The 25,249-nt window shown below is 63.6% G+C and carries 28 protein-coding genes; 18 read left to right on the forward strand and 10 right to left on the reverse strand.

Annotation, left to right across the window (positions count from 1 at the left end):
• Window positions 1-91: 91 nt before the first annotated feature.
• Both AC1DXU_RS06445 and AC1DXU_RS06450 read left to right on the forward strand, forming a co-directional pair.
• Entirely contained in the window at window positions 92-736 is a 645-nt protein-coding gene (locus tag AC1DXU_RS06445; protein ID WP_477313517.1) for a TetR/AcrR family transcriptional regulator, read from the forward strand.
• A 185-nt stretch (window positions 737-921) separates the two neighbouring features.
• Window positions 922-1,158 carry a DUF680 domain-containing protein gene (locus AC1DXU_RS06450; RefSeq protein ID WP_477365766.1) on the forward strand — a complete coding sequence of 79 codons (237 nt, stop codon included), beginning with the start codon at window positions 922-924 and terminating at the stop codon, window positions 1,156-1,158.
• A 110-nt stretch (window positions 1,159-1,268) separates the two neighbouring features.
• Here the strand turns inward: AC1DXU_RS06450 and AC1DXU_RS06455 are convergent, their stop codons facing one another.
• From AC1DXU_RS06455 to AC1DXU_RS06480, 6 genes are all read right to left on the reverse strand, one after another.
• Complete coding sequence (locus AC1DXU_RS06455; RefSeq protein ID WP_477365769.1) at window positions 1,269-1,499, reverse strand: hypothetical protein; 231 nt, start codon at window positions 1,497-1,499, stop codon at window positions 1,269-1,271.
• Window positions 1,500-1,577: 78 nt separating this feature from the next.
• Window positions 1,578-2,159, reverse strand: coding sequence for a sarcosine oxidase subunit gamma (locus tag AC1DXU_RS06460; protein ID WP_477365772.1), 582 nt, complete (start codon window positions 2,157-2,159; stop codon window positions 1,578-1,580).
• A complete protein-coding gene (locus tag AC1DXU_RS06465) occupies window positions 2,152-5,145 on the reverse strand; it encodes a sarcosine oxidase subunit alpha (protein ID WP_477365775.1) in 2,994 nt (997 codons plus the stop codon). The genes AC1DXU_RS06460 and AC1DXU_RS06465 overlap by 8 nt, the downstream gene beginning before the upstream one ends.
• Window positions 5,142-5,438 (reverse strand): sarcosine oxidase subunit delta, encoded by a 297-nt coding sequence (locus AC1DXU_RS06470; RefSeq protein ID WP_477365778.1) that lies wholly within the window; start codon window positions 5,436-5,438, stop codon window positions 5,142-5,144. The genes AC1DXU_RS06465 and AC1DXU_RS06470 overlap by 4 nt, the downstream gene beginning before the upstream one ends.
• Window positions 5,438-5,848, reverse strand: coding sequence for a hypothetical protein (locus AC1DXU_RS06475; protein ID WP_477365781.1), 411 nt, complete (start codon window positions 5,846-5,848; stop codon window positions 5,438-5,440). Before AC1DXU_RS06475 ends, AC1DXU_RS06470 begins: the two co-directional genes overlap by 1 nt.
• An 8-nt stretch (window positions 5,849-5,856) precedes the next feature.
• Complete coding sequence (locus tag AC1DXU_RS06480) at window positions 5,857-7,110, reverse strand: sarcosine oxidase subunit beta (protein WP_477365784.1); 1,254 nt, start codon at window positions 7,108-7,110, stop codon at window positions 5,857-5,859.
• Window positions 7,111-7,326: 216 nt separating this feature from the next.
• Here AC1DXU_RS06480 and AC1DXU_RS06485 point away from each other — a divergent pair, with 216 nt between their 5' ends.
• From AC1DXU_RS06485 to AC1DXU_RS06545, 13 genes are all read left to right on the forward strand, one after another.
• A complete protein-coding gene (locus tag AC1DXU_RS06485) occupies window positions 7,327-7,695 on the forward strand; it encodes a YrdB family protein (protein WP_477365787.1) in 369 nt (122 codons plus the stop codon).
• Window positions 7,696-7,802: 107 nt separating this feature from the next.
• Entirely contained in the window at window positions 7,803-8,573 is a 771-nt protein-coding gene (locus AC1DXU_RS06490) for an SDR family oxidoreductase (RefSeq protein ID WP_477365790.1), read from the forward strand.
• Window positions 8,574-8,697: 124 nt separating this feature from the next.
• Window positions 8,698-9,084 carry an SET domain-containing protein gene (locus tag AC1DXU_RS06495; RefSeq protein ID WP_477313535.1) on the forward strand — a complete coding sequence of 129 codons (387 nt, stop codon included), beginning with the start codon at window positions 8,698-8,700 and terminating at the stop codon, window positions 9,082-9,084.
• A gap of 176 nt (window positions 9,085-9,260) precedes the next feature.
• Window positions 9,261-9,539 (forward strand): 30S ribosomal protein S21, encoded by a 279-nt coding sequence (gene rpsU, locus AC1DXU_RS06500; protein ID WP_023671138.1) that lies wholly within the window; start codon window positions 9,261-9,263, stop codon window positions 9,537-9,539.
• A 140-nt stretch (window positions 9,540-9,679) separates the two neighbouring features.
• Entirely contained in the window at window positions 9,680-10,534 is an 855-nt protein-coding gene (locus tag AC1DXU_RS06505) for a tetratricopeptide repeat protein (protein WP_477365793.1), read from the forward strand.
• Window positions 10,535-10,673: 139 nt separating this feature from the next.
• On the forward strand, window positions 10,674-10,829 hold the full coding sequence (locus AC1DXU_RS06510) for a hypothetical protein (RefSeq protein ID WP_477365796.1): 156 nt from the start codon (window positions 10,674-10,676) through the stop codon (window positions 10,827-10,829).
• 141 nt (window positions 10,830-10,970) lie between these two features.
• A complete protein-coding gene (locus AC1DXU_RS06515; protein ID WP_477365798.1) occupies window positions 10,971-11,444 on the forward strand; it encodes a DUF992 domain-containing protein in 474 nt (157 codons plus the stop codon).
• A 227-nt stretch (window positions 11,445-11,671) separates the two neighbouring features.
• Window positions 11,672-12,184 (forward strand): hypothetical protein, encoded by a 513-nt coding sequence (locus AC1DXU_RS06520; RefSeq protein ID WP_477365801.1) that lies wholly within the window; start codon window positions 11,672-11,674, stop codon window positions 12,182-12,184.
• 12 nt (window positions 12,185-12,196) lie between these two features.
• Window positions 12,197-13,291, forward strand: a complete 1,095-nt coding sequence (locus AC1DXU_RS06525; RefSeq protein ID WP_477365804.1) for a hypothetical protein — start codon at window positions 12,197-12,199, stop codon at window positions 13,289-13,291.
• 9 nt (window positions 13,292-13,300) lie between these two features.
• The gene (locus AC1DXU_RS06530; RefSeq protein WP_477365806.1) at window positions 13,301-14,569 is read left to right on the forward strand and encodes a hypothetical protein; all 1,269 of its coding nucleotides are present in this window, start codon (window positions 13,301-13,303) and stop codon (window positions 14,567-14,569) included.
• A 34-nt stretch (window positions 14,570-14,603) separates the two neighbouring features.
• Window positions 14,604-14,747 (forward strand): LPXTG cell wall anchor domain-containing protein, encoded by a 144-nt coding sequence (locus tag AC1DXU_RS06535; RefSeq protein WP_477365809.1) that lies wholly within the window; start codon window positions 14,604-14,606, stop codon window positions 14,745-14,747.
• A 71-nt stretch (window positions 14,748-14,818) separates the two neighbouring features.
• A complete protein-coding gene (locus AC1DXU_RS06540) occupies window positions 14,819-15,265 on the forward strand; it encodes a DUF992 domain-containing protein (RefSeq protein WP_477365812.1) in 447 nt (148 codons plus the stop codon).
• A 240-nt stretch (window positions 15,266-15,505) separates the two neighbouring features.
• Window positions 15,506-16,942, forward strand: coding sequence for an MFS transporter (locus AC1DXU_RS06545; RefSeq protein ID WP_477365815.1), 1,437 nt, complete (start codon window positions 15,506-15,508; stop codon window positions 16,940-16,942).
• A 45-nt stretch (window positions 16,943-16,987) separates the two neighbouring features.
• Here AC1DXU_RS06545 and AC1DXU_RS06550 read toward each other — a convergent pair whose 3' ends face one another.
• On the reverse strand, window positions 16,988-17,839 hold the full coding sequence (locus AC1DXU_RS06550) for a LysR family transcriptional regulator (protein ID WP_477365818.1): 852 nt from the start codon (window positions 17,837-17,839) through the stop codon (window positions 16,988-16,990).
• Window positions 17,840-17,937: 98 nt separating this feature from the next.
• On the opposite strand from AC1DXU_RS06550, the gene AC1DXU_RS06555 reads away from it, so the two are divergent.
• Window positions 17,938-19,263, forward strand: coding sequence for an aspartate aminotransferase family protein (locus tag AC1DXU_RS06555; RefSeq protein WP_477365821.1), 1,326 nt, complete (start codon window positions 17,938-17,940; stop codon window positions 19,261-19,263).
• Window positions 19,264-19,286: 23 nt separating this feature from the next.
• Here AC1DXU_RS06555 and coaBC read toward each other — a convergent pair whose 3' ends face one another.
• From coaBC to ubiE, 3 genes are all read right to left on the reverse strand, one after another.
• Window positions 19,287-20,759: a bifunctional phosphopantothenoylcysteine decarboxylase/phosphopantothenate--cysteine ligase CoaBC gene (coaBC, locus tag AC1DXU_RS06560; protein WP_477365824.1), complete on the reverse strand. Its 1,473-nt coding sequence runs from the start codon at window positions 20,757-20,759 to the stop codon at window positions 19,287-19,289.
• A 61-nt stretch (window positions 20,760-20,820) separates the two neighbouring features.
• Window positions 20,821-22,395 (reverse strand): 2-polyprenylphenol 6-hydroxylase, encoded by a 1,575-nt coding sequence (ubiB, locus tag AC1DXU_RS06565; RefSeq protein ID WP_477365827.1) that lies wholly within the window; start codon window positions 22,393-22,395, stop codon window positions 20,821-20,823.
• A gap of 70 nt (window positions 22,396-22,465) precedes the next feature.
• Window positions 22,466-23,242 carry a bifunctional demethylmenaquinone methyltransferase/2-methoxy-6-polyprenyl-1,4-benzoquinol methylase UbiE gene (ubiE, locus tag AC1DXU_RS06570; protein WP_477365830.1) on the reverse strand — a complete coding sequence of 259 codons (777 nt, stop codon included), beginning with the start codon at window positions 23,240-23,242 and terminating at the stop codon, window positions 22,466-22,468.
• 147 nt (window positions 23,243-23,389) lie between these two features.
• On the opposite strand from ubiE, the gene AC1DXU_RS06575 reads away from it, so the two are divergent.
• Both AC1DXU_RS06575 and upp read left to right on the forward strand, forming a co-directional pair.
• Window positions 23,390-24,364 carry an adenosine deaminase gene (locus AC1DXU_RS06575; protein WP_477365833.1) on the forward strand — a complete coding sequence of 325 codons (975 nt, stop codon included), beginning with the start codon at window positions 23,390-23,392 and terminating at the stop codon, window positions 24,362-24,364.
• Window positions 24,365-24,512: 148 nt separating this feature from the next.
• Window positions 24,513-25,142, forward strand: coding sequence for a uracil phosphoribosyltransferase (upp, locus tag AC1DXU_RS06580; protein WP_095084682.1), 630 nt, complete (start codon window positions 24,513-24,515; stop codon window positions 25,140-25,142).
• Window positions 25,143-25,249: the final 107 nt, after the last annotated feature.

A 25,249-nucleotide genomic window follows, 5' to 3' on the forward strand; every position in this document is an offset into this window, starting at 1 on the left:
GCATGCCGTTTGGGAACTTCCCGTTCTCTTGTCCGTTTTCGTACAGCGTATATAATTTAGCCAGGCACCAACCAACCAAAGGCACCAGACATTGCCGCTGAGCGTCCAGAAACGCCGCGAGAAACAAAAAGCCGAACTGCGTTCCGAACTGGTTGCCGCAGCCCACAAGCTCGTTCAGGAAGAAGGCTATGAGGGCCTGACCATCCGCAAGCTGGCCAAGCGGGTCGGCTATGCGCCGATGTCTGTCTATTCCTACTTCGCCGACAAGCAGGACATTCTGTTCGCGCTGGCCGAAGATGCGTTCGAGACCCTTGCCCGGCGCATTGAAGAGCATCCCTCCGACGATCCGATCGAGGCATTGCAGGCTGTGATGACCGAGTACGCCGCCTTTGGGCTCGGCAATCCCAACGAATACCGCACCGTGTTCATGACCGAAAAGACCAAGCTGCCGGAAGGCAGGAGCTATGAGGACATGGAAGAAGGCAACCCGGCGATGAAGGTGCTGATCTCGAGGGTCGAGGCCTGCGTCGCCGCCGGCAAGTTGCAAGGCGACCCGCGCGCCATCGCCACCATGCTGTGGGCAGTCGGCCACGGTACGATCTCGCTGCTGATCACCTTTCCGTTTTACCCCTTTGGCGATCCGCAGGCTTTCGTGAAGCGGATGTGCGATTTCACGCTGGCCACGCTCAGCACGCAAAACGTGCCGCCGCTGACCGAGACGCCCGTCAACTGCTGAACGGCCTTTCGTCTCCCTATTTCCTCGCCAACCTTCCCAGCCAAACCGAGGGCGAGTTTCTTGGTTAACAAAAAGTTTACCGTACGCGTACGATTTTGGCTTGAACTTCGCGATCGGCAGGCGTATCTGTACGTAACACCGTACATGTACGGAAGAAATTCAACGGTCGAAAACGGAGACTGACGATGAAAAAGACAATCCTCACTCTCGCCGCAGTAATGGCATTCTCGGGCGCCGCTTTCGCCGGCACGAGCCAGCCGAGCAAGCATGTGCCCGCTGCTGTCTGCGTCGACACCAAGACCAATGTGAAGCTCGATTGCAGCGCGACCGGCTCGGTCGAAAAGTCCGACGCCAAGGCCGACAGCAAGGGCCCGAGGCTCGGCATCGAGATCAACCCGTGGATCGTGCCCAGCTCGTTCTGAGCCGACCCGGTAGCCCGACCACGAACGGCACAACGACAAAGGGCGGCAGGATCTCCTGGCCGCCCGTTTTCACAACCGCTTCGGCCCGCTCCGCTGCAGCCCGGTGGGACTTATTTCTTGGGTTTCTTCATTCCCGCCACGACCTTGGCCTTGCCAGGTCTTGCTGGCGCACCGGAAATGGACGTTGCGGTGATCGACACCGGATCGCTGGCCGGAAACGTATCCTCGAGACCTTCCTCGAGTTCCTCTTCGGCACTCACCTCATGATGCTGCTCATGTTCGAGCGAGCGGACGGCCGGCGTCTTCTTGACCGGTGACTTCGGCGCGGATTTCGACGGCATCGGCATTCTCCCTCGACGTGCTGACGCAGAACGATCCAGCGCGGCAGGCGTTCCCGGAGCAAGCCGAAAAGGATTGCTCTACGCCGCCGCGTCGACTGCCGCCTCCGACAGGAAAGTAAAGACATAATCGGAGAAGGAACGCCAGCATTCGACCCGGAAGGCATCGGCGGCGGTGCGCAGCAGCACGATCTCGACCTTGCCCAGAATGGTGCGCGAGCACGCGCCCACCGGAAAAGCCTCCAGCGACAGATCCTGCGGACAGCCGGCGTTGACGGTCGTGGCAGCGGCCGGGCCGGTGACCGATATGGCGATATTGCGATGCGAGATGCCGACCGCCGAATGCAGCGCGCTAACCTTGGCGCAATCAGCGAGCGGGTCTTTTCCACCCTCGTCGATGACAAGCCATTCGTCAGGACCGAGCCACAAAGCCGTACGCCCGGCCTTTGTTGCGGAGGTTTTTGGCTTCTGCGGCACGGTCACGCCGAGCGCCTTTGACAATGCTGCAACCGAAGCCTCCGGCGCGCGCAGCGAAATGCGCTCCGCCGGCGGCAGGATTGCCAGTTTGACACCAGTGGCGGAAAGCTCCTGACCGGCGAGCGCGGCACGGCGTTCAACCGAAGCCGTGGCAGTGGATGTCGTCTTCGCAGCAGCCTTAGCCATTGAGGCGCCCTCCCGTCTCGTCGAAGAACACCATGCCGGTGACCTCCACCTCGATCACCCCGTTCGGCATCGGCACATAGAGCGTGTCGCCCATCCGGTCGCGGCCGCCGGCAACCAGCGCCAGCGCGATCGAGCGGCCGCAATTTTCCGACCAGTAGCTGGAGGTGACGTGGCCGATCATTTTCATCGGGATCGCCTGCTTCGGATCCTCGACGATCTGCGCGCCTTCTTCCAGCACCACTTTCGGGTCCTTGGTCTTCAAGCCGACAAGCTGCTTGCGGCCCTTGGCCACAAGGTCCGGCCGCGCCATGCCGCGAATGCCGACGAAATCGGCCTTCTTCTTGCCCACCGCCCAGTCGAGCCCGGCGTCATTCGGCGTCACCGTGCCGTCAGTATCCTGGCCGACGATGATGTAGCCCTTTTCGGCGCGCAGCACGTGCATCGACTCGGTGCCGTAGGCGGCCGCGCCATGCTTCTGGCCCTCGGCCCACAGCGCTTCCCAGACCGCCTGGCCATAGTCGGCCGGCACGTTGACCTCAAAACCGCGCTCGCCGGTGAACGACATGCGAAACAGCCGCGTCGGCACGCCGCAAATCTTGCCTTCGCGCACCGACATATGCGGCAGCGCCTCGTCCGACATGTCGATGCCTTCGACCAGCGGCGCGATGATGTCGCGCGACTTCGGCCCTTGCACAGCGATGACCGCCCACTGTTCTGTGATCGAGGTCAGCCAGACATTGAGATCCGGGAATTCGGTCTGGAGATAATCCTCCATGTGGTTCATGACGCGCGGCGCACCGCCGGTCGTCGTCGTCACATGGAAACGGTCGGGCGCCAGCCTGCCGACGACGCCGTCATCATAGATGAAACCGTCTTCGCGCAGCATGATGCCATAGCGGCAGCGGCCGGGCTCGAGCTTCTCCCACGGATTGGTGTAGAGCAGCTCCATGAACTTGGCCGCATCCGGCCCGACCACTTCGATCTTGCCCAGCGTCGAGGCATCGAACAGGCCGGCGGTCTTGCGCACCGCGACACATTCGCGATCGACGGCCGCATGCATATCCTCGCCGCCCTTGGGGAAATACCAGGCGCGCTTCCACTGGCCGACGTCCTCGAACACCGCGCCCTGGGCTGCCGCCCACGGATGGATTGCCGTCTTGCGGGTTGGATCGAACAGCGGACCCCGCGCGTGGCCGATGATGGCGCCGAACGTCACTGGCGTGTAGGGCGCCCTGAACGTCGTCAGGCCAACCTGCGGGATCGGCTTGCCCAGCGTCTCGGCGGCAATCGCCAGCCCGTGCATGTTGGAAGTCTTACCCTGGTCGGTCGCCATGCCGTTGGTGGTGAAGCGCTTGACGTGCTCGATCGAGCGCATGCCTTCATGCACCGCCTGGCGGATATCCTTGGCGGTGACGTCGTTCTGGAAATCGACGAAAGCCTTGACCGTCGTATCAGGCCCGGCGCCGGGTGCAGCACCCAGCATGCCGCGCGACCAGCTCTCCGAGGCATCGACCTTCGGCTTGGTACCCTTGGCCGCCTTGGCGCCGGCGTCCTTCGCCGCATTGGCGCCGGCCGCATAGGCCCCGTCGATCGTCGCCGACAGCCCGTCAGTGCCGTTGCAGGCGCCAACCGAGACGCAGTCCTGCGCATATGTGCCCGGCACGAAGCGCTTGGTTTCGTCGTTGAAGGCAACCTTGCCGCGTGACTGCGAGAACAGATGCACCGACGGCGTCCAGCCGGCCGACATCAGGATCGCATCGACCGGAATGGTGCGCTCGCCGCCGCCATTCTTCGGCTGCACGGTCATCGACGACACGCGCAATTTGCCGCCGGCGCGGATCACCGCGCGGCCAAAATTGACCTCGATGCCGAGCGCCCTCGCCGCGTCGATCACCGGTCCGGTCGGGTTGTCGCGCAGGTCGACGATAGCCGCCACATTGACGCCGGCCTTCTTCAGGTCGATCGCCGCCGCGTAAGCCGAATCATTGGCCGTGTAGACGCCGACATTTTTGCCGACCGCGACGCCGTAATGGTTGAGATAGGTGCGTGCGGCGGACGCCAGCATGATGCCGGGACGGTCATTGTCGGCAAACACCATGTGGCGCTCGATGGCGCCGGTGGCCAGCACAACGCGTCTGGCGCGAACCTGCCACAGCCGCTCGCGCGGCAGGTCGCGGCCGGGGCTTTGCAGATGGTCGCTGACCCGTTCGACCAGGCCGACGAAATTCTGCGCGTAGTAGCCAAAGGCGGTTGTGCGCGACAGCACGCGGACATTGTCCATCGCCCTCAGTTTGGCCACCGTGGCTTGCGCCCAGGCATAGCCATCCTGGCCATCGATCTTGGCGCCGGATTCGAAACGCAGGCTGCCACCGAAATCCGCCTGCTCGTCGGCAAGAAGGACGCGCGCACCGGTCTCGGCCGCGGCGAGTGCTGCGGCAATGCCGGCAGCACCGCCGCCCAGCACCAGCACATCGCAATGGGCGAAGCGGGCGGAGTAGTGGTCGGGATCCGGTTTGTCGGGGGCGACACCGAGACCAGCCGCGGCCCGGATCTTCGGCTCGTAGAGGTTCTTCCAGGCCGCCTTCGGCCACATGAAGGTCTTGTAGTAGAAGCCGGCCGAAAACAGCGGCGAGGCAATGTCGTTGACCGCGCCAACGTCAAAGGCCAGCGACGGCCAGCGGTTCTGCGAGCTCGCGTCGAGCCCCTCATAGAGCTCCTGCACGGTGGCGCGAATGTTCGGCGCTTTGCGCGCGGCATCGCGCTTGATCTCGACCAGCGCGTTCGGCTCTTCCGCGCCGGCGGACAGGAAGCCGCGCGGCCGGTGGTACTTGAACGAACGTCCCACCAGATGGACGCCATTGGCAAGCAGCGCCGAAGCCAGCGTGTCGCCTTCGATGCCGATGTAGGACTGGCCGTCGAAGCTGAAGCGGGCGGTCTTGGCCTGCTTCAAACGCCCGGCGCCGGGAATGCGGAACGCGCCGCTCATTTGGCAACTCCCGGCAGTTTTGACGGCTTCGGTTCGCCGGCCTTGTAGGTCATCAGGAACTTGTCGGTGACGGTGTCGCGCACGGCGTTGAAGAACCGCGCGCAGCCATGCATGTGCCGCCAGCGCTCATAGATGATGCCCTTGGGGTTGGAGCGGATGAAGAAGAACTTTTCGAAATCGTCATCGCTCTCGCCGGCCATGTTGGCCGAACGCGCAATATGCGCCTCGCCGGCGTTGCGGAACTCGAGCTCCGGACGCTCTTCCTCGCAATAGGGGCAGCGGATGAGAAGCATCAGTCAACTTTCTTGGATTTGATCGACGCACCGTGCGCAGAGCCGTCATGCTTGCCACGCTTGGTCGCAACATTTTCTTCGGAAGGGCCGTCTTCAAGGAGCAATCCTAGCGACTGCAAATTCGCTCTGGCTCGATCGACATCCACCTGCTTTCTGGGCCCAGAGAAAGGTCTCGTATAGATGTCGTTCAGATACATGTTCGCGAAAAATTTCGGCAAGATAAACACCACCACGCAGCCAAAGGTCGGCACTGCGACTATTGCAAACACGGCCAACATGACGGGATCGACCCCATTGGCCTCGTACCCAACCAATCGAACCAAAATCTCCCGAACCACCAACAGCGCAAACAACACGGTGACCCCGAGAAGGGCCAATCCGAAAAGCAGGGTGTGGGTCTTGCGCGTCATTGCGGTGCTCAGTGCGCCACCGCCGCCGCCGCCGCCTCGTCGATGAGGCGGCCGCTGCGAAAGCGCTCGATGGTGAAAGGCGCGTTGATCGGGTGCGGACTGTCGTTGGCTATGGTGTGGGCAAAGACATGGCCCGACCCTGGCGTCGCCTTGAAGCCGCCCGTGCCCCAGCCGCAATTGACATAGAGGCCTGACACCGGCGTCTTGGCCAGGATCGGCGAACGGTCGGGCGTCACGTCGACGATGCCGCCCCACGAGCGCAGCATCTTCATGCGCGTGAACATCGGGAACATCTCGCAGATGGCGTCGAGCGTATGCTGGAGAATGTGCAGGCCGCCGGTCTGCGAATAGGAGACATACTGGTCGGTGCCGGCGCCGATCACCAGTTCGCCCTTGTCGGACTGCGAGATATAGGCGTGCACCGTGTTCGACATCACCACGCATGGGAACACCGGCTTGACCGGCTCCGACACCAGTGCCTGCAGCGGATAGCTCTCCAGCGGCATGCGCACGCCGGCCATGTTCATGATCACTGAGGAATGGCCGGCCGCGACCACGCCAACCTTCTTGGCGCCGATGAAGCCGCGCGTCGTATCGACGCCCATGACCGCGCCGTTCAGCGCCCGCTTTACCCCGGTGACTTCGCAGTTCTGGATGATGTGGACGCCACGCGCCGAAGCGCCGCGCGCATAGCCCCAGGCAACCGCATCGTGCCGCGCCGTGCCGCCGCGGCGCTGCAGCGCCGCACCGACGACGGGATAGCGGGCGTCCTTGGAGATGTTGAGCGGCGGGCAAAATTCCTTCGCCGCTTCCGGCGATAACCATTCATTGTCGATGCCGTTCAGCCGGTTGGCATGGACATGGCGCTTCAGCACCTGGATGTCGTGCACATTATGGGCCAGCATCATGACGCCGCGCGGCGAATACATGACGTTGTAGTTGAGCTCCTGGCTGAGCCCGTCCCACAGCTTCAGCGCGTGATCGTAGATGCCGGCGCTCTCGTCATAGAGATAGTTGGAGCGGATGATGGTGGTGTTGCGGCCAGTGTTGCCGCCGCCGAGCCAGCCCTTTTCCAGCACCGCGACATTGGTGATGCCGTGCACCGTGGCGAGATAATAGGCCGTCGCCAGCCCATGGCCGCCGGCGCCGACGATGATGACGTCGTATTCCTTCTTCGGCTCCGGCGAGGACCACTGTTCCTCCCAGCCCTTGTGGCCGCGCATGGCCTCGCGGGCGATGGCGAATACCGAATATTTTTTCACGTTCCAGCCTCGCGCCAAAGGTCTCGCGGATTGCCGCCGGGCATTCGTTCAGGCTCCGGCGCGCGAGGTGTATCACTAGCGAAACAGCGCTGCCACCCTTGCGCTGTTTGCGACGGCGCTTGCCGTTTTGCGCCGCGACCAAAATGACGCATCCGGGGCTGGCCGATCGGACCGCCTTTCGCCACTATCCCTCCGGTTCAGGGATTCGGAGGACGATTGGGTAACGCCTGGTGGAATCTGACATTGCGCTTCTTGCTGGAGCTTGCCGCTTTGCTCGGCCTCGGCATGGCAGGCTGGAGTTTTTCCGGTGGGTGGTGGCGCTGGCTCCTCGCCTTGGCCGTGCCACTTATCGCGGCCGCGCTCTGGGGAACCTTTGCCGTGCTCAACGATCCAAGCCGCTCGGGGCGCGCACCGGTGCCGGTTCCCGGCGCGGTGCGGCTGGTGCTTGAACTCGTCATCCTGTTCGGCGGCGCAGCCGGATTCTATGCGGCCGGCTACGTGACCACGGGCATCGTCGTCGCCTTGCTGATTGTCATCAGCTACGCGTTTTCGCTCGATCGCCTCAGCTGGCTGCTGAAGCAATAGCTCGTGTTGACCGCCTTCGCAGGTATCGGGTGGCTCGCGCCGCCCCTGTCTGCGACCAAAGCGTCCAATTGCCGGCGAAGCTGGCGCGAACAAAAGGATGCAGAAAAATGCTCGCACTCGCCAACAAGGTCGCCATCATCACCGGCGCCAGTTCCGGCATCGGCCGCGCCACGGCAAAACTCTTTGCCGAGGAAGGCGCCAGGATCATCGTCGCTGCCCGCCGCCAGGCGGAACTTGATGCCCTCGTCGCTGAAATCGAAGACGCCGACGGCACCGCAATCGCCCTTGCTGGCGACGTCACCGAGGAGGCCTATGCAAAAGCCCTCGTCGAACTGGCGGTCGGCAGGTTCGGTGGGCTCGATATCGCCTTCAACAATGTCGGCTCGGTCGGCGCCATGGGTCCCATCTCGGAATTGTCACTCAAAGGCTGGCAAGAGGCGCTCGACACCAATTTGACCAGCGCATTCCTCGGCGCGAAGTATCAGGTGCCGGCAATGGTCGAACGCGGCGGCGGCTCGCTGATCTTCACCTCGACCTTTGTCGGCCACACGGTCGGCATGCCGGGCATGACCAGCTATGCCGCGAGCAAGGCTGGACTGATCGGACTGACGCAGGTGCTGGCCGCCGAATATGGCCCCAAGGGCGTGCGGGTCAACGCATTGATGCCGGGCGGCACCGACACGCCGGCCAGCATCACCAACGCGCCGGATGCCGGTCCCGAGGTGCTGGCTTTCGTCGAAGGCCTGCATGCGCTGAAGCGCATCGCGCGGCCGGAAGAGATCGCCCGCTCGGCGCTCTATCTGGCTTCGGACGCGTCGAGCTTCACCACCGGAACGGCGCTGTTTGCCGATGGCGGCGTCTCGATCAACCGGACGTGATGCATTTTGTGGCCGGCGCGCCCGCGCGCGGGCCACAATGTCTCAAAACCGGCCTTGCTTTTTCGGCGCGATTTGGCGATTCCGTCTGTCTTCGAAGACTTCTGTTCGAAGACGGGCGGGAACCATGCTGCTGATCAGAACCTATGTTGCGGCGAGTGCAATCGAAGGCGTCGGCGTGTTCGCCGCCGACCCGATCAGCAAGGGGGCGTCGATCTGGCGGCTCGATCCGGATTTCGACCGGCTGATCCCGATGGAGAAATATGAGGCGGCACCCTCGCATCTGAGGGAATTGCTCGACAGATATGCCTATCCAAGCCCCGACCGGCCCGGCTTCATGGTCTATGAGGTCGACAATGGGCGCTTCATGAACCATGCCGACAGGCCGAACACGGATTTTTCGCAGTATGGCGGAGCCACCGCGACCCGCGACATCGCGGCGGGCGAGGAAATTACCTGCGACTACGGCGAATTCTTCGAGGGTTTCGAAGAGCTTCACCTGGCTACGGCCTAGGTTGACGGCTTATCATGGCAACCAGCGCCGCTTTGGCCGCTGACATGCATTTCGGCTGTGGACAGCGCGGCCTGATTCTGCTATCAGCCGCCACAATTCGTGGTGTAAACCGCCGCGGAGGCTAGTGGCTATGGCCCCTTGCCTGTTGATATCAAACCCGAAAGACAGGATTGCCCGTGCAGGTACTCGTCCGCGACAACAATGTTGATCAGGCGCTTCGCGCGCTCAAGAAAAAGATGCAGCGCGAAGGCATTTTCCGCGAAATGAAGATGCGCGGACATTACGAGAAGCCTTCCGAGAAGCGCGCCCGTGAAAAGGCTGAGGCCGTGCGCCGCGCCCGCAAGCTGGCCCGCAAGCGTGCCCAGCGCGAAGGTCTGCTGCCGATGACGCCGCGCCCCGTGGCGGCTGGTGCTGCCGGCGGTCCTGGTGGCGCTCCGCGTCCGCCGCGGTTCTGACGCCAATTTTTCGTCCTTTTTGAAGGATATCCAAGGTGGCGCGATGCGGAATCGCCGCCACCTTTTTGTTTTGACGTGTGACCCGGCCCGGAGGGGGGACCCGGACCGAGCGACGCGACTGAAGTGAGGACAGGGCAGACATGAACGCAATCAGCGTAAAGCGCAGGACTGCATTGCGCGGTTTCGCCCTGACGGCAGCCCTGATTTCCGGGTTGGCGCTTGCTGGCTGCCAGACGGCCCCGACCGGCGAATTCAACAACATCGACAAGGCACAGGGCTCGAGCGAGAACATTTCTTCGCTGTCGGCTGTGATCCAGCGCAGCCCCCAGGATCCGGAAGGCTACAATGTGCGCGGCTCGGCCTATGGCCGCGGCGGCCAGTATCAGGCGGCGCTGAACGACTTCGACACCGCCATTCAGCTCAATCCGAATTTCTACCAGGCCTATTCGAACCGCGCGCTCATCCAGCGCTTCCTAGGCAATCAGGCAGCGGCCCTTGCCGACTACAACCGCTCGATCCAGATCAATTCGAATTATGACGCCGCCTATATCGGCCGCGGCAATCTCTATCGCAAGGCCGGCAAGACCCAGGACGCCTTCAACGATTTCCAGAAGGCGATCCAGCTCGACACGACCGATGCGCGCGCCTACCACAATCGCGGCCTGATCTATCAGAGCCAGGGCCAGCACGCTTTCGCCATCGAGGATTTCTCCACCGCCATCTCGCTGGCGCCGGACGCTGCCGAACCCTACAACGGCCGCGGCCTCTCCTACCTCGCCATGAACGACGAGGACAACGCCTTCGCCGACTTCAACATGGCCATCAAACTCGATGGCAAGAATGCCGAGGCCTGGGCCAACCAGGCGCTGGTCTATGAGCGGCGCGGCGACAAGGTCAAGGCGTCGAAGGCCTATCGCGAGGCGGTCCATCTCGACCCGACCTACCAGCCGGCCAAGGACGGCCTGTCGCGCACTTCCAGCGCCGCCGCCGGCTGATACCAGCCGGCGCGACGCCTGCCGTCACCAGCGACGGCTTTTTTTCAACAGTGTTCTAGTCCTGATCCGGCTCGCCGCAAAGCGCGCCGCGCAGCAATCAAGTCAGCTGGCCGACTCGCCGCTGAAGCCGCATCCGGATATGCGCCGCGCCATTCCTGGACGGCAGGTCGTCAACGATATCGACTTCTACCGGCGCTATCCCCAGGATTTCCATGGCACGGTGCTGATCGACCTGCCGGACCAAGGCCCCCTGGACAAGGCCTGGTCAGCACTTGGGCGTCTGTGGCGCCACTAGAGCGCTCCGACCAGCACACTGTCACCTCATGTTAACCAGCGAGGGCAAAGCGTTAACCCTTGCCTTGATCGCGCCAAGTTTTCGGCGGAACGCTCCGGGTCATTCAACCGTTGTTGAAGGCAATTTTCGAAAGGACTGACCATGATCAAGAAAATCATCTGTGCCGCGGCACTCGCCAGCACCGCTTTCGTCGCTCCCGCCGGCGCGGGCAAGCTTCAACTCGGCACGCTCGATTGCACCATCGACGGTGGCGTCGGCTACGTCATCACGTCGAACAAGGGCGTCGACTGCACCTTCCGCCCCTACCACCATGGACCGTCCGAGAAATACACGGGGATGATCTCCAAGCTCGGCGTCGATCTCGGCCAGACGCATCAGGGCCAGCTGGTGTGGGCGGTTCTGGCCGCCACCCGCAGCCATGACGAGGGCGACCTTGCCGGCCATTACTACGGCGTCAACGCCGAGGCCAGCGTGGTGACCGGCGGCGGCGCCAACCTTCTCGTCGGCGGCCTGGACGGCGCCTTTGTGCTGGAGCCGCTCAGCGTGCAGGCGCAGACCGGCGTCAATGTGGCGGTTGCCGTGACCTCGCTGGAGCTGATCCACTCGTTCAAGTAAGCAAGTACTCGATCGGTTGCGGACGGCCTGTGAGACAGGCCGTCCGTTTTGGCGATCAGCGAAACGGCCGCGGCCCCGACTGGCCGTCTTCCCGGTATAGTGCTAGTATTGTTGCTCGCCCTTGTTAGGAAGGGTGAACAGGAGTGATGCCTTTTAGTCCTCTCCTGTTTGATTTCCACCAGTCGAAGATTTCTTGCTGCAAGCAGTAGATTTGTCGCGAGGCTGGGATGCGGATTTTCGAGCGGCTGCGGGCCTGGTGGCCTCGGGGTTCCGGCGCACACGCCGGTGTTGACCGCCGAGAAATCTATGTTGTCCGCCAATATGCTGATCTGGCCCTGCTCCGTACCCACACGTTCGATTTGCACTTCAGACCGGCACGCATCGTGATCGAGCCCGGCTTGGCCGGCCTCGATGAACGCACGTGCCGGCTGATCGGCGGCCAACTTTCGCAAGACTTCGATGTTTGCGGATGCGATGCCGCTTCGCGCGCGGCGTTGATTGCCGCATCCGTCTATCTTTGCATCGTTCTGGTGACGCGGCAGGACAGCACGTATCCCTTCGGCTGGGCTCATCTGCTGACAGCGTGCCTGATTTTCCTGGCCACCGGCACAAGCGTGTCGGTCGCCTCGCGCGTGGTGGCGCGGCATCGGGCGAAGACAGTTTTGGTCCGGTTGATGCGCCGTGAATACGGCCGTGATCTCGAAAGCATGAAAATGAGGACTGCAGCACTGCCAGAATGAGAGGAAGCCCCGATGTCGAGCGTGTGGTCATGGCTTTGCCGGATACGCTACCGTCCTGCCTGGTTGCTGGCGCTCGCCTTTCTGCTTCTGCTGCTTCTGTTCCTCTTAGGCCGCTGGCTTTTCCTGGCCTATCTGGCACTGCTGGCGGTGCTCGGCGCCATCGCCGGCATGCGAATCCTGCTTGGCATCATCGCCAAGATCTGCTGGAAGGCGACCGCCGATCCCAAGGGACAAGGGTCCGAAGGCCACCCGCCGTCGAAAGGCGTGAAGCTTCCGGGAACGATCTACAAGCGACCTGATCCGTTTCTGTATTCGCAGAGCTGGCTGATGTCGCTCGGCCTCGCCATCACCTGGGACAATCCCGATATCGATCTTTTCGACCCGGCCGATCCGTCGCCATCCCCGGCACCGGTGCCCTCGCACAAGCTGAAGCCGTCGACAGCCTACACCGTCCAGGCTCGCATCTGGAACAACTCGCTCGAGGCGCCTGCCGTCAATCTCCTGGTCCGCTTCTACTACCTGTCTTTCGGGATCGGCACGGTGCGCAACTACATCGGCGAAACGCATATCAATCTGGGCGTGAAGGGCTCTTCGCATTCACCCGCCTTGGCGAAAATTGGCTGGATGACGCCGGCGTCCGCCGGCCACTACTGCCTGCAGGCCGAGATCGTCTGGGACGATGACGCCAACCCGCTGAACAATCTCGGCCAGAAGAACGTCGACGTGAAAAAACTCAATTCGCCCGACGCCACCTTTACCTTCCCGCTGCGCAACATTTCGGCCGACGATCGCAAGATCGCGCTCACCGCCGACGCCTATTCCATTCCGGCACTGCCTGCCTGCAAGCCCGCCGAGACCCAAAGGCCTTCCCGCGATGTCGGGCAAGGCCGTCTCGCTCCGCACCGGCGAGGCGCCCATCCGGTTCCCGAGGGATGGCTGATCGACTTCCACGGTGCCGAGCACCTCGAATTGCGCGCCGGCGAGGAGAAAATGGTGACCGTGAAAATCACGGCAACCGACGCCTTCGTGCCGATGCAGGCCATCAACATAAACGGCGTTGCCGGCGGCGATCTCGTCGGTGGCGTCACGCTTTATGTCCACAATTGAGGTGCTGCCATGAAACAGGGACCTCAATACACCTCTTGCGTCGAAGCCAACAATTTCACCACCAAGGCCGAAATGATGGGGCTTGCGGTGCTGAACGCGCTGCTTGGCGGCGCCATTGCCGCAGGCCTCCTGGCCTTGTTCACCGGCGGCCTCGTCGTCGCGCCGATCGTCCTGGCAGCGATCGTCTCCGCCCTGAGGGTGGTGGTGGACTGGATGGTCAACGGCAAGCTCGTCTGCCTCTACCGAGACGAAAGCCACGCCTGCAAATGCGGTGACGGCGGCAATCAGATCTGCGCCGTCGGTCAGATCATCGACACCGAGGATGTCGGACAGGACAAGAACCCGATCGAAGACATCGACAATGACTACGCCATGAATGTCCTGCTCGCGCCGCTCAGCGTGAGCGAATGCTGGTCGGCGCGAAACAAGATCATGCTGGACCCCGACGGTCACGACTACCCCGTCGACAAAAAGCCGCTCCTTGCCGCGACCGACCCGTCACAGCCGCAAGGCGACCTCATTGCCGAGCAGGTGCCGCAGCTCAAGTTCTCGCCCTATCAGCGAACCGTCGTCTACAATCCGATGTACAACGCCTACAAGGCATGGACCGAAATCGTCGGGCGCGACTATGGCTGGGGGGCCGGCGAGGACAAGGACGCCTATGCCGATTTCCTGGTCAAGAACGGCTGGGGCAACGACACCACCAAGTTCGACGTTCCGGTCCTGCACTGCGAATTCGAAGGCTCGCGGGCGCATGACGTGCTGAAGGCGCTGGACGCCTTCAGCCTTGGCGGATCATGGTGCAAGAAGAACTTCATCTTCGGCGCGCTGTGCAAGATCCTGCAAGCCATATTGGCGCCTCTGGCACTTCTCGCGGCCGCGGCGGCGTGGGCCCTAGCCGATGACGGTGACGCCGCCGACGCGCTGGTCGGCGGCGGGACCATCGGCGCCGACGACTGGGTGGTGGCGCGTGGGCGCTGGGTCTATGACGGCGGCCATGACGGCTGGAACGAGATGCATGCGACGCGCGTCGTCCAAAAGGTCGGACCGCAGTCCGTGCCCAAGGACCCAGTGCAGTTCAAGGCCTACATGGAGCATTGGTGCGATCTGCTGGCCGAGATCCCGCGTGTCGTCGACCCGGGCGTCCACCCGCTGACCCCGGAACAGCAAGCGGTGGACGACAACCAGAAACGCCCTGAACATCAATGGACTGTCCATCCGGCGCTCGATGGCTGCACACCGGCCCGCGATCCCGATCGGCCTCCGGACCTTCATTGAGCCCAACCGATTCTAGAGCCGAGAGGAGACAGGTATGGATTTCATCGAAAGATGGTTTGGCGTTTCGCCGGACGGTGGCGATGGCTCGACGGAAGCGCTGTACATCCTGGCCGTCGTCGTGTTCTTTGCAGCAGTCGCCGCATTGGTTTACTTGAAGCGCCGCAAGAAACCACTTTAGGCCGATAAGCGCGCTCAAGAGGGGGGCCTCTGGCGAAAACTGCAACATTTGCCGCGGCGATAGTGGCCGCAATGACGTTCGCCTGTCCTGGTCGGGCGCAGGACCAGGGCATCGAACTCGGCACGCTCGATTGCGCCATCGGCGGCGGCACCGGTTTCATCTTCGGCTCGAGCAAGGATCTGAGCTGCACCTTCACCCCGGCCGACAAGACCTTCGCGCCGGAAGCCTATTTCGGCGTCGTCAACAAATACGGTCTCGACATCGGCACGACCAAGCAGTCGGTGATGCAGTGGCTGGTGCTGACGCCGCTGAAAAACATCTACGCGCCTGGCGCGTTGGCCGGTGACTATGTCGGCGCCAGCGCCGAAGTGACGGCGGCGGTCGGCGCCGGCGCCAATCTGCTGGTCGGCGGCTCCTCGCAGGCCTTCACGCTGCAGCCGCTCAGCCTGCAGACGCAGACCGGCATGAACATCGCCATCGGCGTCAGCCAGTTCCAGCTGCGCAGCACCGAGAACTGAACGGTCGGATGAGGGCGCGCCCATCGCTTCGTCATCCACGGGCGAAGCAAGGAGCGTAGCGACGCGGCGCAGACCCGAGGATGACGAAGTGAGGGCGAAAAAAGTCGCTTGAACTCAACCACGGTTGAGGTTTTACAAGCCTGCCCTGACTGAAACCGCACGCATGGCCCCGCCGGAAAACCCCACTGGCTTCTGGTGCCATGCGCCCGCATCGAGATATGCAAAGGCAGGGTGGAAATGATGACTGAAATCACCAGCAACAAAGTCGACTGGCGCGCGCTGTGGGCGAGCGGCGACCTGGCGCGCTTCTGCTTCATCAGCCTCGGCATCCTGCTGCACGCCACCAACGAAACGATGGTGGCGACAGTGATGCCTGCCATGGTCGGCGATCTCGCCGGCGTGCAGTTCGTCGGCTGGTCGCTGGCGGTCTATGAGCTCGGCGCCATCGTCGCTGGCGCGGCAGCCGGCCGCATGGTCAGCTATGTCGCGCTGCGCTCCAACGTCACGGTCGCCGCTCTGCTCTATGCCGCCGGCGCGCTGATCTGCGCCACCGCGCCCTCCATGCCGGTGTTTCTCGCCGGCCGCCTGGTCGAGGGGCTGGGCGGCGGCGCGCTGGTATCGCTGGCTTTCGTCTCGGTCGAACGGCTGTTCAATCGCAACATCTGGCCGCAGCTTTTCGGCATCATGTCGGCAATCTGGGGCGTTGCCGCCTTCAGCGGCCCGATGCTCGGCGCGATCATGGTCGAGCTGTTGTCCTGGCGCTGGGCCTTCGGCGTCTTCGTGCTGGGCGGCATCGCCATGGCGCTGGCGAGTTTCATCGTGCTCAACACACCGGAAGCGACAAAGCCGCAAGCCGCCGCCGGCACCTCGCCACCCTTCCCTTATGCCGCACTTGGCTGTCTCGCGATCGCCGTCATCTTGATCGCCACCGCCGGCGTCGACGTCGCCTTGCTGCGCTCCTCGCTGCTGCTCGTCCTCGGCCTCGCCGGCCTGGCGCTGTTCGTGGTCGTCGACGCCATGAAGCCGCGCTCGCGGCTGTTCCCGTCGGGCCTGTTTTCGTGGCGCTCGCCGGTCGGCAGCGGCATGACCATGGTTGCCGCCTTCTCGGTGGCGACCGTCTCATTTTCCATCTACGGGCCGCTGCTGCTCACAACGCTGCACGGTGTTCCGATCCTTACCACCGGTTACATCATCGCCGCCGAATCGATCGCCTGGTCGATCCTGTCGATCGCCGTCGCCAATGCGCCGCTGGAGCGTGAACGGCAGATCCTCGTCATCGGCGCGCTGATGATTGCGGCCGGCCTCGCCGGTTTCGCCTACGCCATTCCGACTGGATCGATCCCGCTGATCCTCGTCTGCGCCCTGCTGCAAGGCGGCGGTTTCGGCGTGTCCTGGCCTTTCCTGACGCGCATCATCGTCGCCTCCGCCCGCGAGGGCGAGCAGACGATTGCCTCGGCCGCCGTGCCGACCATGCAGCGCATCGGCTACGCCGTCGGCGCCGCCATGGCCGGCATCATCGCCAATGCCAGCGGCTTCTCCGCCGGGCTGAACCGCGACGCCGCGGCCAGCGTCGCCGGCTGGCTGTTCCTGGCCTTCGTGCCGCTCGGCATTATTGGCTGCCTGGCGGCGTTGAGGATGGCTTTGACGGCAAGCCGGCCGCAATTGGCGACAGGCTGAGGCCATTGCCGAGATTGGCCGGTCGCCTCCCGGCCGGCCTGCTTCTCAAAGCGATGGAAGAACGCTGCGGATGTGATTGGCGAATGCCTCGACCGCCGGAGATCGCTCGGTCTCGGCAAAGGCGATCAGAATGCCAAGGCGCGGCAGCTGAGGCAGCGGCGCGCCCAGAATATGCAGGTCGGATGGCACCGCCTCCTGCGTCATCACGCTGATCGCCAGGCCTGACCGGGCGACCGCAATCAAGCCGGCGAGGCTGTTGCTCGCATAGGCGATCTTGTAGCGCAGCCCAGCCCGGGCCATCGCCTCGCAGGCCGCCTTGTGATCGATGGCATTCGACGCGGCCATTGCCAGCGGCACGGTGTCACCGAAATCATAGAGGTCGAGCGCCGGCTTGCTGCCGACCCAGACCAGCCGTTCCGTGCGCACGACGCCTTGCGCATCGTGCGCATTCGAAACCAGTGCCAGGTCGATCTGGCGTGCGTTGAGAAGCGTCCGCAATTCGACCGTCGGCGCCGAGACAACCTTGATCTCGACATCGGGATACGTCGTTCCAAAACTCTTCAGCAGCGCGGGAAAGAAGGCGCTCAGATAGTCCTCGGGGCTTCCGAAAATGATCGAGCCATGCACGCCTTTCTCGGATAGCGCCGAGATCGCCTCATCATGGATTTTGAGAATGCGCTCGGCATAGGCGAGGAAGCGCTCGCCGCTGCCGGTGAGCCGCACGCCGCTGCCGCTGCGATGAAACAGACTTTGTCCAAGCGCCTCCTCGAGCCGCTGCACCTGCATGGTCACGGCCGACTGCGTGCGCCCGACCTGTATGGCCACCGCGCTCAGCGTTCCCGAATGCGCCGCACGCACGAATGTCGCCAGGAGCTTGAGATCGAGCGGAGCTTGCATATCAATTCCATTGATATCGGAATCTGATTACTATCAATTTTACTGCACCCTCGCCATCCGCTATTTTTTCCTCTTCAACGGTTTGATGGAGTTGCGGCATGTCGAAAAACGCGGATCGAGAATTCTGGGCGGCGGCGCAGAAGCATTTGATACGCTATGGCGGCAGCTTCGAACCCGCCATCATCGAGCGCGCCGCAGGCTCCTACGTCTACGATGCCGACGACAGGCCGATCCTCGACTTCACCTCAGGGCAGATGAGCGCGCTGCTTGGGCATTCTCATCCCAGGATCGTTTCGACGGTGACCCGCCAGGTCGCTGAGGTAGCGCACCTTTTCAGCGGCATGCTGTCGCGACCGGTTGTCGAGCTTGCCGAAAGGCTCGCGGCGTTGGCGCCGGGGCTCGACCGGGTCATGCTGCTTTCGACCGGTGCGGAATCCAATGAAGCCGCAATCCGCATGGCAAAGCTGGTGACCGGCAAGCACGAAATCGTTGCCTTCTTCAAGAGCTGGCACGGCATGACGGGTGCTGCCGCCTCAGCGACCTACAGCGCCGGCCGCAAGGGCTACGGACCGGCGACGGTCGGATCGCTGGCCATCCCTGCCCCCAACAGTTTTCGGCCGCGCTTCAAGCACGCCGATGGCTCGCTGGACTGGCGCACCGAACTCGACGATGCCTTCGACCTCGTCGACAGCCAGTCGACGGGAAGCCTGGCGGCCTTTGTTGCCGAGCCGATCCTGTCGAGCGGCGGCATATTGGAACTGCCGCTGGGCTATCTGGCGGCATTGCAGCAAAAATGCCGCGAGCGCGGCATGCTGCTCATCCTCGACGAAGCGCAGACCGGCATCGGCCGTACCGGCGATATGTTCGCCTTCCAGAGGGACGGCGTCACACCTGATATTCTCACTCTGTCCAAGACCATCGGCGCCGGCCTGCCGCTGTCGGCCGTGATGACCACCGCTGAGATTGAAGACGCAGCGCACGAAAGAGGTTTTCTGTTCTACACCACTCATGTCTCCGACCCGCTGCCTGCTGCCATCGGCCTCGCCGTGCTCGATGTCGTCGAGGAGGAAAAACTTGTCGACCAGGCCCGGCATATGGGCGCGCGCCTTTTCGACGGGCTGTCGCGGCTGAAGCAGCGCCATGAATGCGTCGGCGACATCCGCGGTCGCGGTCTCTTGCTTGGCGTCGAGATCGTCAAGGACGACAAGGAGCCCGATTACCAGCTCGGCGCCGCGATTGCGGCGGAAGCGTTCCGGCGCGGGCTCAGCATGAACATCGTCAAGCTTCCCGGCATGGGCGGCGTCTTCCGCCTCGCCCCGCCGCTGACCATCTCCGAACAGGAACTGGATCTCGGCCTGCGGATCATTGCGGAGTCGATCGAGGCCTCGCTTGCCGCGGATGCACCAGGCATCGCGGCGGAGTGAGCCCGGCGGCGGCCGGAGGCCGCTCAGACAACGATCGTCTTCAGCCGTTCGGCGATGAGCGCGGCGAGCCGCGCCGCCACCTCGTCCTTGCTCATCTCGGGCCATTCCTCGACGCCGGTCTTCGACACGATCCGCACCCGGTTGCGATCGCCGCCCATGACGCCGGAAGAGCCGATGCCGCTGTCATGCGAGACATCGTTGGCGACGATGAAATCCGCGCCCTTCTTCTTCAGCTTAGCCTCGGCATTGGCAATCAGGTCCTGCGTTTCGGCGGCGAAGCCGACGACCAGTCCGGGGCGCTTCTGGTGATGGCCGACGCCAGCGAGAATGTCGGGGTTTTCAACCATCTGCAGCGCCGGCGGCCCTTCGCCCGCCACCTTCTTGATCTTCTCGCCGGCCGAATTGGCGGTTCGCCAGTCGGCGACGGCGGCGACGAACACCGCGGCGTCCGCCGGCAGCAACTGCTCGACCGCCGCTTTCATCTCGGCCGCAGTCTCGACATGCGTCGTCGCAACGCCGGCCGGATCGGCAACGCTGACCGGACCCGAGACCAGCTGGACGTCAGCGCCCAGCCTCGCCAGCGCCGCCGCAATCGCATGGCCCTGCTTGCCCGACGAGCGGTTGGCGATGTAGCGCACCGGATCGATCGGCTCATGCGTCGGCCCCGAGGTGACGATGATCCGGCGGCCGGAGAGCGGCTTCGGCTTGCTGTCGAGCAGCGCCTCGATCGCCGCAACAATCTCCAGCGGCTCGGCCATGCGACCCTCGCCGGCCTCGTTGCTTTCCGCCATCTCGCCCTTGGCCGGGCCGACGAAAGCGATGCCGTCCTTGGCCAACGTCGCGCGGTTGCGGCGCGTCGCGGCATGCGACCACATTTTCGGGTTCATCGCCGGCGCCATCAGCACCTTCTTGTCGGTGGCGAGCATAACGGTGGAGGCTAGATCGTTGGCATGACCGTTGGCGAGCTTGGCCATCAGATCGGCGGTGGCCGGCGCCACCACCAAAAGGTCGGCTTCGCGCGACAGCCTGATATGGCCGACATCGTGCTCGTCATTGCGGTCGAACAGTTCGGTGAAGACATGGTCGGCCGAAAGCGCGCCAACCGACAGCGTGGTCACGAACTCCTGCGCTGCCGCCGTCATCACCACGCGCACCGCCGCCCCGCGCTCGCGCAGCCGCCGGATCAGGTCGAGCGCCTTGTAGGCCGCGATACCACCACCGATGATCAGCAGAATGCGCTTGCCTGACAAAGAGCCACGCGGCGACGACTTACCCGAAACAGCGACGGCAGAAGTCGCTTGTTGGTCTGGTCCTGCCAGCGCGCGCAGCGTCTTCTCGATCTGGTCGATGCGGTCGGCCTGCCCTGCCCGACCTTCAACCGCCGCCCGGATCATCAGCCGCGCCTGCTCTTCCATCGAGCAGCCATTCTCCGCCGCCAGTTGCCGCAGCAGATCCTTCACGTCATCATCGAGGTTGCGGATGGTGATGCTGGCCATGTGATTGCACTCGTCAGGTCGTCACGAATGCAATGATAGCAATGCTATCGCCGGTCTGCAATCACAAGATTTTCCACGCGATATAAACAAGCGTTAGCGCGATCACCCACAGCGCCAGCCGGCCGGAGCGGGTGTAACGCGCTTCGGCCTTGCCGATGGCGCGCGATGTCGCTTCGTCGAAGCGCAGCCCGTGCTCGGCCATCAGGTCGATCTCGCGCGACAGCCGCTCGGTGCGGGCGGCGAGTTCCGGCGCCTGGCGAGCCAGCGCCAGCATCGCCTTGGCGCCGTCGCGCGCGTCGACCAGAATGCCGCGCGGCCCAAGATTGCCGGCGATCCAGTCGCCGACCACCGGCTCGGCCGTCTTCCACATGTTGAAGGCCGGGTCGAGCGTGCGGGCGACGCCTTCGACCACCACCATGGTCTTCTGCAGCAGGATCAATTCGGGCCGCGTCGCCATGTCGAAGAGTTCGGTGACCTCGAACAAAAGCGTCAAAAGCTTGGCCATCGAGATGGTTTCGGCCGGCTGGCCATGGATCGGCTCGCCGATGGCGCGGATCGCCTGCGCGAAGGCCGCGACATTGTGCTGGCGCGGCACATAGCCGGCCTCGAAATGCACCTCGGCAACGCGCAGATAGTCGCGGGTGATGAAGCCGTAGAGGATTTCGGCGAGGAACCGGCGCTCCTTCTTGCCGAGCCGGCCGGCAATGCCGAGATCGACGGCGACGATGGTGCCGTTGGCCTCGACGAACAGGTTTCCCGGATGCATGTCGGCATGGAAGAAGCCGTCGCGCAGCGTATGGCGCAGGAACGACTGGATCAGGTTGCCGGCGATGGTTTTCAGATCGTGGCCGAAGGCCGCGAGGCCGGCAACGTCGTTCATCTTGATGCCGTCGACCCACTCCATGGTCAGCACGTCGCGGCCGGTGCGCTCCCAGTCGACGGACGGCACGCGAAAGCCGGGATCGTCCCTGGTGTTTTCGCCGAGTTCGGAAAGCGCCGCCGCTTCGAGCCGCAAGTCCATCTCGATCTTGGTGGTCTGCGCCAGCGTCTCGGTCACCTCGACCGGCCGCAGGCGGCGCGACGACGGGATGTACTTTTCCTGCAGGCGGGCGGCGAGGAAATAGCTTTCGAGATCGTGGAAGAAGCGGCGGCGCACGCCCGGCCGGATGACTTTTACCGCCACCTGGGTCGCGACACCGTTCTGCACGGTTTCAGCTGTGTGGACCTGGGCGATCGAGGCGGCAGCGACGGCATCGCCAAAGCGGACGTAAAGCTCGCCGATCTTGCGCCCGAGCGAGGCTTCGATCGCGGCCACCGCCTCGGCCTGCGGGAACGTGTGCATCTTGTCCTGCAACATGGCGAGATCGAGCGCCATGTCATTGCCGACGACATCAGGCCGCGTCGCCAGGAACTGGCCGAGCTTGACGTAGGACGGACCGAGCCGGACGACCGCCTTGGCCAGCCGGTCGCCGCGCTCATAGGCAAGCGCACGGCGGCGGGTGAACAGCCGCGCCATGCGCCAGCCGAATTTCGGCAGACCGGACAGCTCGTCGCCCGGCAAGGCGGCGACGACACCCTCGCGAACCAGCACCCAGCCGGCCCGTGCGAGCCGAAAAGCCGCGCCGACGGTGCTCATGGCAGCACTTGCCCTGCCGGCTTTCTAAACCGGCGCAGGGCACATCGAACGTGAAGAATACGGACCAGCCTCAAAGCTTCCAGCCCGAATGCAGGGCGGCGATGCCGGCCGAATAGTTGCGGAAGGAGACGCGATCGAAGCCCGCGCGGGCAATCATGGCAGCAAAATTCTGCTGGTTGGGAAATTTGCGGATCGATTCGACCAGGTAGGAATAGGGCTCGCCGTCGCCGGTGACCGCCTTGCCGATCCTGGGAATGGCGTTGAACGACCAGGCCTCATAGGCCTTGTCGAGCAGCGGCATGTCGACCTCGGAAAACTCGAGGCAGAGCAAACGCCCGCCGGGCTTCAGCACGCGGAACGCTTCACTGAGCGCCACATCGATGCGCGGCACGTTGCGAATGCCGAAGGCGATCGTATAGGCGTCGAAGGTGGCGTCGGCGAAAGGCAATTCCTCGGCATTGGCCTCGACGAAATCGGTGTTGTCGGACAGGCCCTTTTTCTCGGCCCGGTCACGGCCGACCGAGAGCATCGAGCCGTTGATGTCGAGGATGGTGGCATGGGCATTGCGGTGGCTCGCCTCGACGATGCGGAAGGCGACGTCGCCGGTGCCGCCGGCAACATCGAGCACCTTCCAGCCTGGCCGTTTCGGCGGATTAAGCCATGTCACCATGGCGTCCTTCCACAGCCGGTGCAGTCCAGCCGACATCAGATCGTTCATCAGATCGTAGCGGTTGGCTACCTTGTGGAAAACGTCGTTGACCAGGGACTGCTTGTCGTCAGCCCCTACACGCTTGAAACCATAGGAGGTTTCCATGCCGCCCGCGGCCGTGGTTCTCTCAACTGACATTATTGTGATCCGTCATAAAACCGGCGGGACCATAGCCGATCGATGGTGCGGGCGCTATTGTTTAAGGCGCGGTGTTCGGCCGCGCTTCCCTGTCGTGGCATCATGCCTATGTGGCCACGACCTGGATTGACCTGACGGGATGATTGAATGCCTTTGAAAGCAGAACTGCACTGCCACATCGAAGGGGCGGCTGCGCCCGAACTCGTCATCAGCCAGGCGCAGAAATACGGCAAGGACACCTCGCCCTATATCCAGAACGGCTCCTTCGTCTGGCACGATTTCACCTCGTTCCTCGCCGCCTATGATTTTTCCGCCGACCTGTTCCGCACGGAAGAGGACTATGCCCGGCTGGCCGATCACTATTTGACCAGCCTCGCCCGTGATGGCGCCATCTATTCCGAGGTGTTCACCTCGCCGGACCACGCCAAAAAAGCCGGCCTGTCGCCCAAAGCCTATACCGACGCGCTCGGCGAAGGCATGGCGCGGGCCAAGGCCAAGACCGGCATAGAGGGCCGCATGATCGTCACCGGCGTGCGCCATGTCGGCGTCGAATCGATCGAGCAGGCGGCGCGCTTCGCGGCCCGCTGCGGGCATCCGCTGGTGACCGGCTTCGGCGTCGCCGGCGACGAGCGCATGGGCGACTTCGAGGACTATGTCAGGGCCTTCGAGATCGCCCGCGAGGCCGGGCTCGGCATCACCATCCATGCCGGCGAACTGATGGGCTGGGAGAGCGTCCAGGCGGCACTCGACCACATCCGCCCGTCCCGCATCGGCCACGGCGTGCGCGCCATCGAGAATGCCGACCTTGTCCGGCGCATCGCCGACGAAGGCGTCGTGCTCGAATGCTGCCCCGGCTCCAACATTGCGCTCAAGGTTTTCGACAGCTTCGCCGACCACCCCTTTCCGGCACTGAAAGCGGCGGGCTGCAAGGTGACGCTCAACTCCGACGACCCGCCTTATTTCTGGACGTCGCTGAAGCGCGAATACGCCATCGCCGCCGAGCATTTTGCGATGGACGACAAGGCGCTCGCCGCGGTCACCCGGACGGCAATAGAGGCAGCCTTCGTCGATCGCAAGACCAAGACCGCACTGCTCGCCAAGCTCAACGGCGTCGCGCGCTGATTTCTCCCGACAAAACTGTGGTCGGTGCTGGCCAGGCGGTTCCTTGGCCGGCGCATTGTCGCTAGGGTCATTCCAGCAGCCGGAAGCGCAGCGCGTCCGAATGGATCTATGCGCACACTTTTGGGCGACACGCATTTAGGAGAACACCATGCAGGGCGTCACCGTCGTCGACCACCCGCTTGTCCAGCACAAGCTGACCATTATGCGCAAGAAGGAGACCTCGACGGCCGGCTTCCGGCGGCTGCTGCGCGAGATCTCGCTGCTGCTCGGCTATGAGGTCACCCGCAACCTCGAACTGACCACGACCACCATCGAAACGCCGATCGAAACCATGGAGGCGCCGACGCTGGAGGGCAAGAAGCTGGTCTTCGCCTCGGTGCTGCGCGCCGGCAACGGCCTGCTCGAAGGCCTGCTCGATCTGGTGCCGGCGGCGCGCGTCGCCCATATCGGCCTCTACCGCGACCACGAGACGCTGGAAGCGGTCGAATATTTCTTCAAGGCGCCGAGCGATCTCGCCGACCGGCTGGTGATCGTCGTCGATCCGATGCTGGCCACCGCCAATTCGGCGATCGCGGCCATCGACAAGCTGAAGGGACGCGGCGCCACCAACATCCGCTTCCTCTGCCTGTTGGCGGCGCCTGAAGGCATCGAGCGCTTCACCAAGGCGCATCCCGATGTCCCGGTCTTCACCGCTTCGATCGACCGCCAGCTCAACGAGAAAGGCTACATCATGCCCGGCCTCGGCGACGCCGGCGACCGCATGTACGGGACGAAATAGTCATCACGGCCGTTTACCGGTCGTTTACGCAATGGCGCGGTTTCGGCGCGCGCGTTAAAGCCGCAAACACCATGTCGGGATTAGGGTCGGCGCTCACAAAGGCCGAC

This window comes from Mesorhizobium sp. P3_A10, from assembly GCF_056403175.1.

What these genes read in the sequence shown, in the direction of transcription:
- AC1DXU_RS06450 (WP_477365766.1), top strand. Translation starts at nt 922, where the DNA reads ATGAAAAAGACAATCCTCACTCTCGCCGCAGTAATGGCATTCTCGGGC.
- AC1DXU_RS06455 (WP_477365769.1), bottom strand. Translation starts at nt 1,499, where the DNA reads ATGCCGTCGAAATCCGCGCCGAAGTCACCGGTCAAGAAGACGCCGGCC.
- AC1DXU_RS06460 (WP_477365772.1), bottom strand. Translation starts at nt 2,159, where the DNA reads ATGGCTAAGGCTGCTGCGAAGACGACATCCACTGCCACGGCTTCGGTT.
- AC1DXU_RS06465 (WP_477365775.1), bottom strand. Translation starts at nt 5,145, where the DNA reads ATGAGCGGCGCGTTCCGCATTCCCGGCGCCGGGCGTTTGAAGCAGGCC.
- AC1DXU_RS06470 (WP_477365778.1), bottom strand. Translation starts at nt 5,438, where the DNA reads ATGCTTCTCATCCGCTGCCCCTATTGCGAGGAAGAGCGTCCGGAGCTC.
- AC1DXU_RS06475 (WP_477365781.1), bottom strand. Translation starts at nt 5,848, where the DNA reads ATGACGCGCAAGACCCACACCCTGCTTTTCGGATTGGCCCTTCTCGGG.
- AC1DXU_RS06490 (WP_477365790.1), top strand. Translation starts at nt 7,803, where the DNA reads ATGCTCGCACTCGCCAACAAGGTCGCCATCATCACCGGCGCCAGTTCC.
- AC1DXU_RS06495 (WP_477313535.1), top strand. Translation starts at nt 8,698, where the DNA reads ATGCTGCTGATCAGAACCTATGTTGCGGCGAGTGCAATCGAAGGCGTC.
- AC1DXU_RS06505 (WP_477365793.1), top strand. Translation starts at nt 9,680, where the DNA reads ATGAACGCAATCAGCGTAAAGCGCAGGACTGCATTGCGCGGTTTCGCC.
- AC1DXU_RS06510 (WP_477365796.1), top strand. Translation starts at nt 10,674, where the DNA reads ATGCGCCGCGCCATTCCTGGACGGCAGGTCGTCAACGATATCGACTTC.
- AC1DXU_RS06515 (WP_477365798.1), top strand. Translation starts at nt 10,971, where the DNA reads ATGATCAAGAAAATCATCTGTGCCGCGGCACTCGCCAGCACCGCTTTC.
- AC1DXU_RS06520 (WP_477365801.1), top strand. Translation starts at nt 11,672, where the DNA reads ATGCGGATTTTCGAGCGGCTGCGGGCCTGGTGGCCTCGGGGTTCCGGC.
- AC1DXU_RS06525 (WP_477365804.1), top strand. Translation starts at nt 12,197, where the DNA reads ATGTCGAGCGTGTGGTCATGGCTTTGCCGGATACGCTACCGTCCTGCC.
- AC1DXU_RS06530 (WP_477365806.1), top strand. Translation starts at nt 13,301, where the DNA reads ATGAAACAGGGACCTCAATACACCTCTTGCGTCGAAGCCAACAATTTC.
- AC1DXU_RS06535 (WP_477365809.1), top strand. Translation starts at nt 14,604, where the DNA reads ATGGATTTCATCGAAAGATGGTTTGGCGTTTCGCCGGACGGTGGCGAT.
- AC1DXU_RS06540 (WP_477365812.1), top strand. Translation starts at nt 14,819, where the DNA reads ATGACGTTCGCCTGTCCTGGTCGGGCGCAGGACCAGGGCATCGAACTC.
- AC1DXU_RS06545 (WP_477365815.1), top strand. Translation starts at nt 15,506, where the DNA reads ATGACTGAAATCACCAGCAACAAAGTCGACTGGCGCGCGCTGTGGGCG.
- AC1DXU_RS06550 (WP_477365818.1), bottom strand. Translation starts at nt 17,839, where the DNA reads ATGCAAGCTCCGCTCGATCTCAAGCTCCTGGCGACATTCGTGCGTGCG.
- AC1DXU_RS06555 (WP_477365821.1), top strand. Translation starts at nt 17,938, where the DNA reads ATGTCGAAAAACGCGGATCGAGAATTCTGGGCGGCGGCGCAGAAGCAT.
- coaBC (WP_477365824.1), bottom strand. Translation starts at nt 20,759, where the DNA reads ATGGCCAGCATCACCATCCGCAACCTCGATGATGACGTGAAGGATCTG.
- ubiB (WP_477365827.1), bottom strand. Translation starts at nt 22,395, where the DNA reads ATGAGCACCGTCGGCGCGGCTTTTCGGCTCGCACGGGCCGGCTGGGTG.
- ubiE (WP_477365830.1), bottom strand. Translation starts at nt 23,242, where the DNA reads ATGTCAGTTGAGAGAACCACGGCCGCGGGCGGCATGGAAACCTCCTAT.
- AC1DXU_RS06575 (WP_477365833.1), top strand. Translation starts at nt 23,390, where the DNA reads ATGCCTTTGAAAGCAGAACTGCACTGCCACATCGAAGGGGCGGCTGCG.
- upp (WP_095084682.1), top strand. Translation starts at nt 24,513, where the DNA reads ATGCAGGGCGTCACCGTCGTCGACCACCCGCTTGTCCAGCACAAGCTG.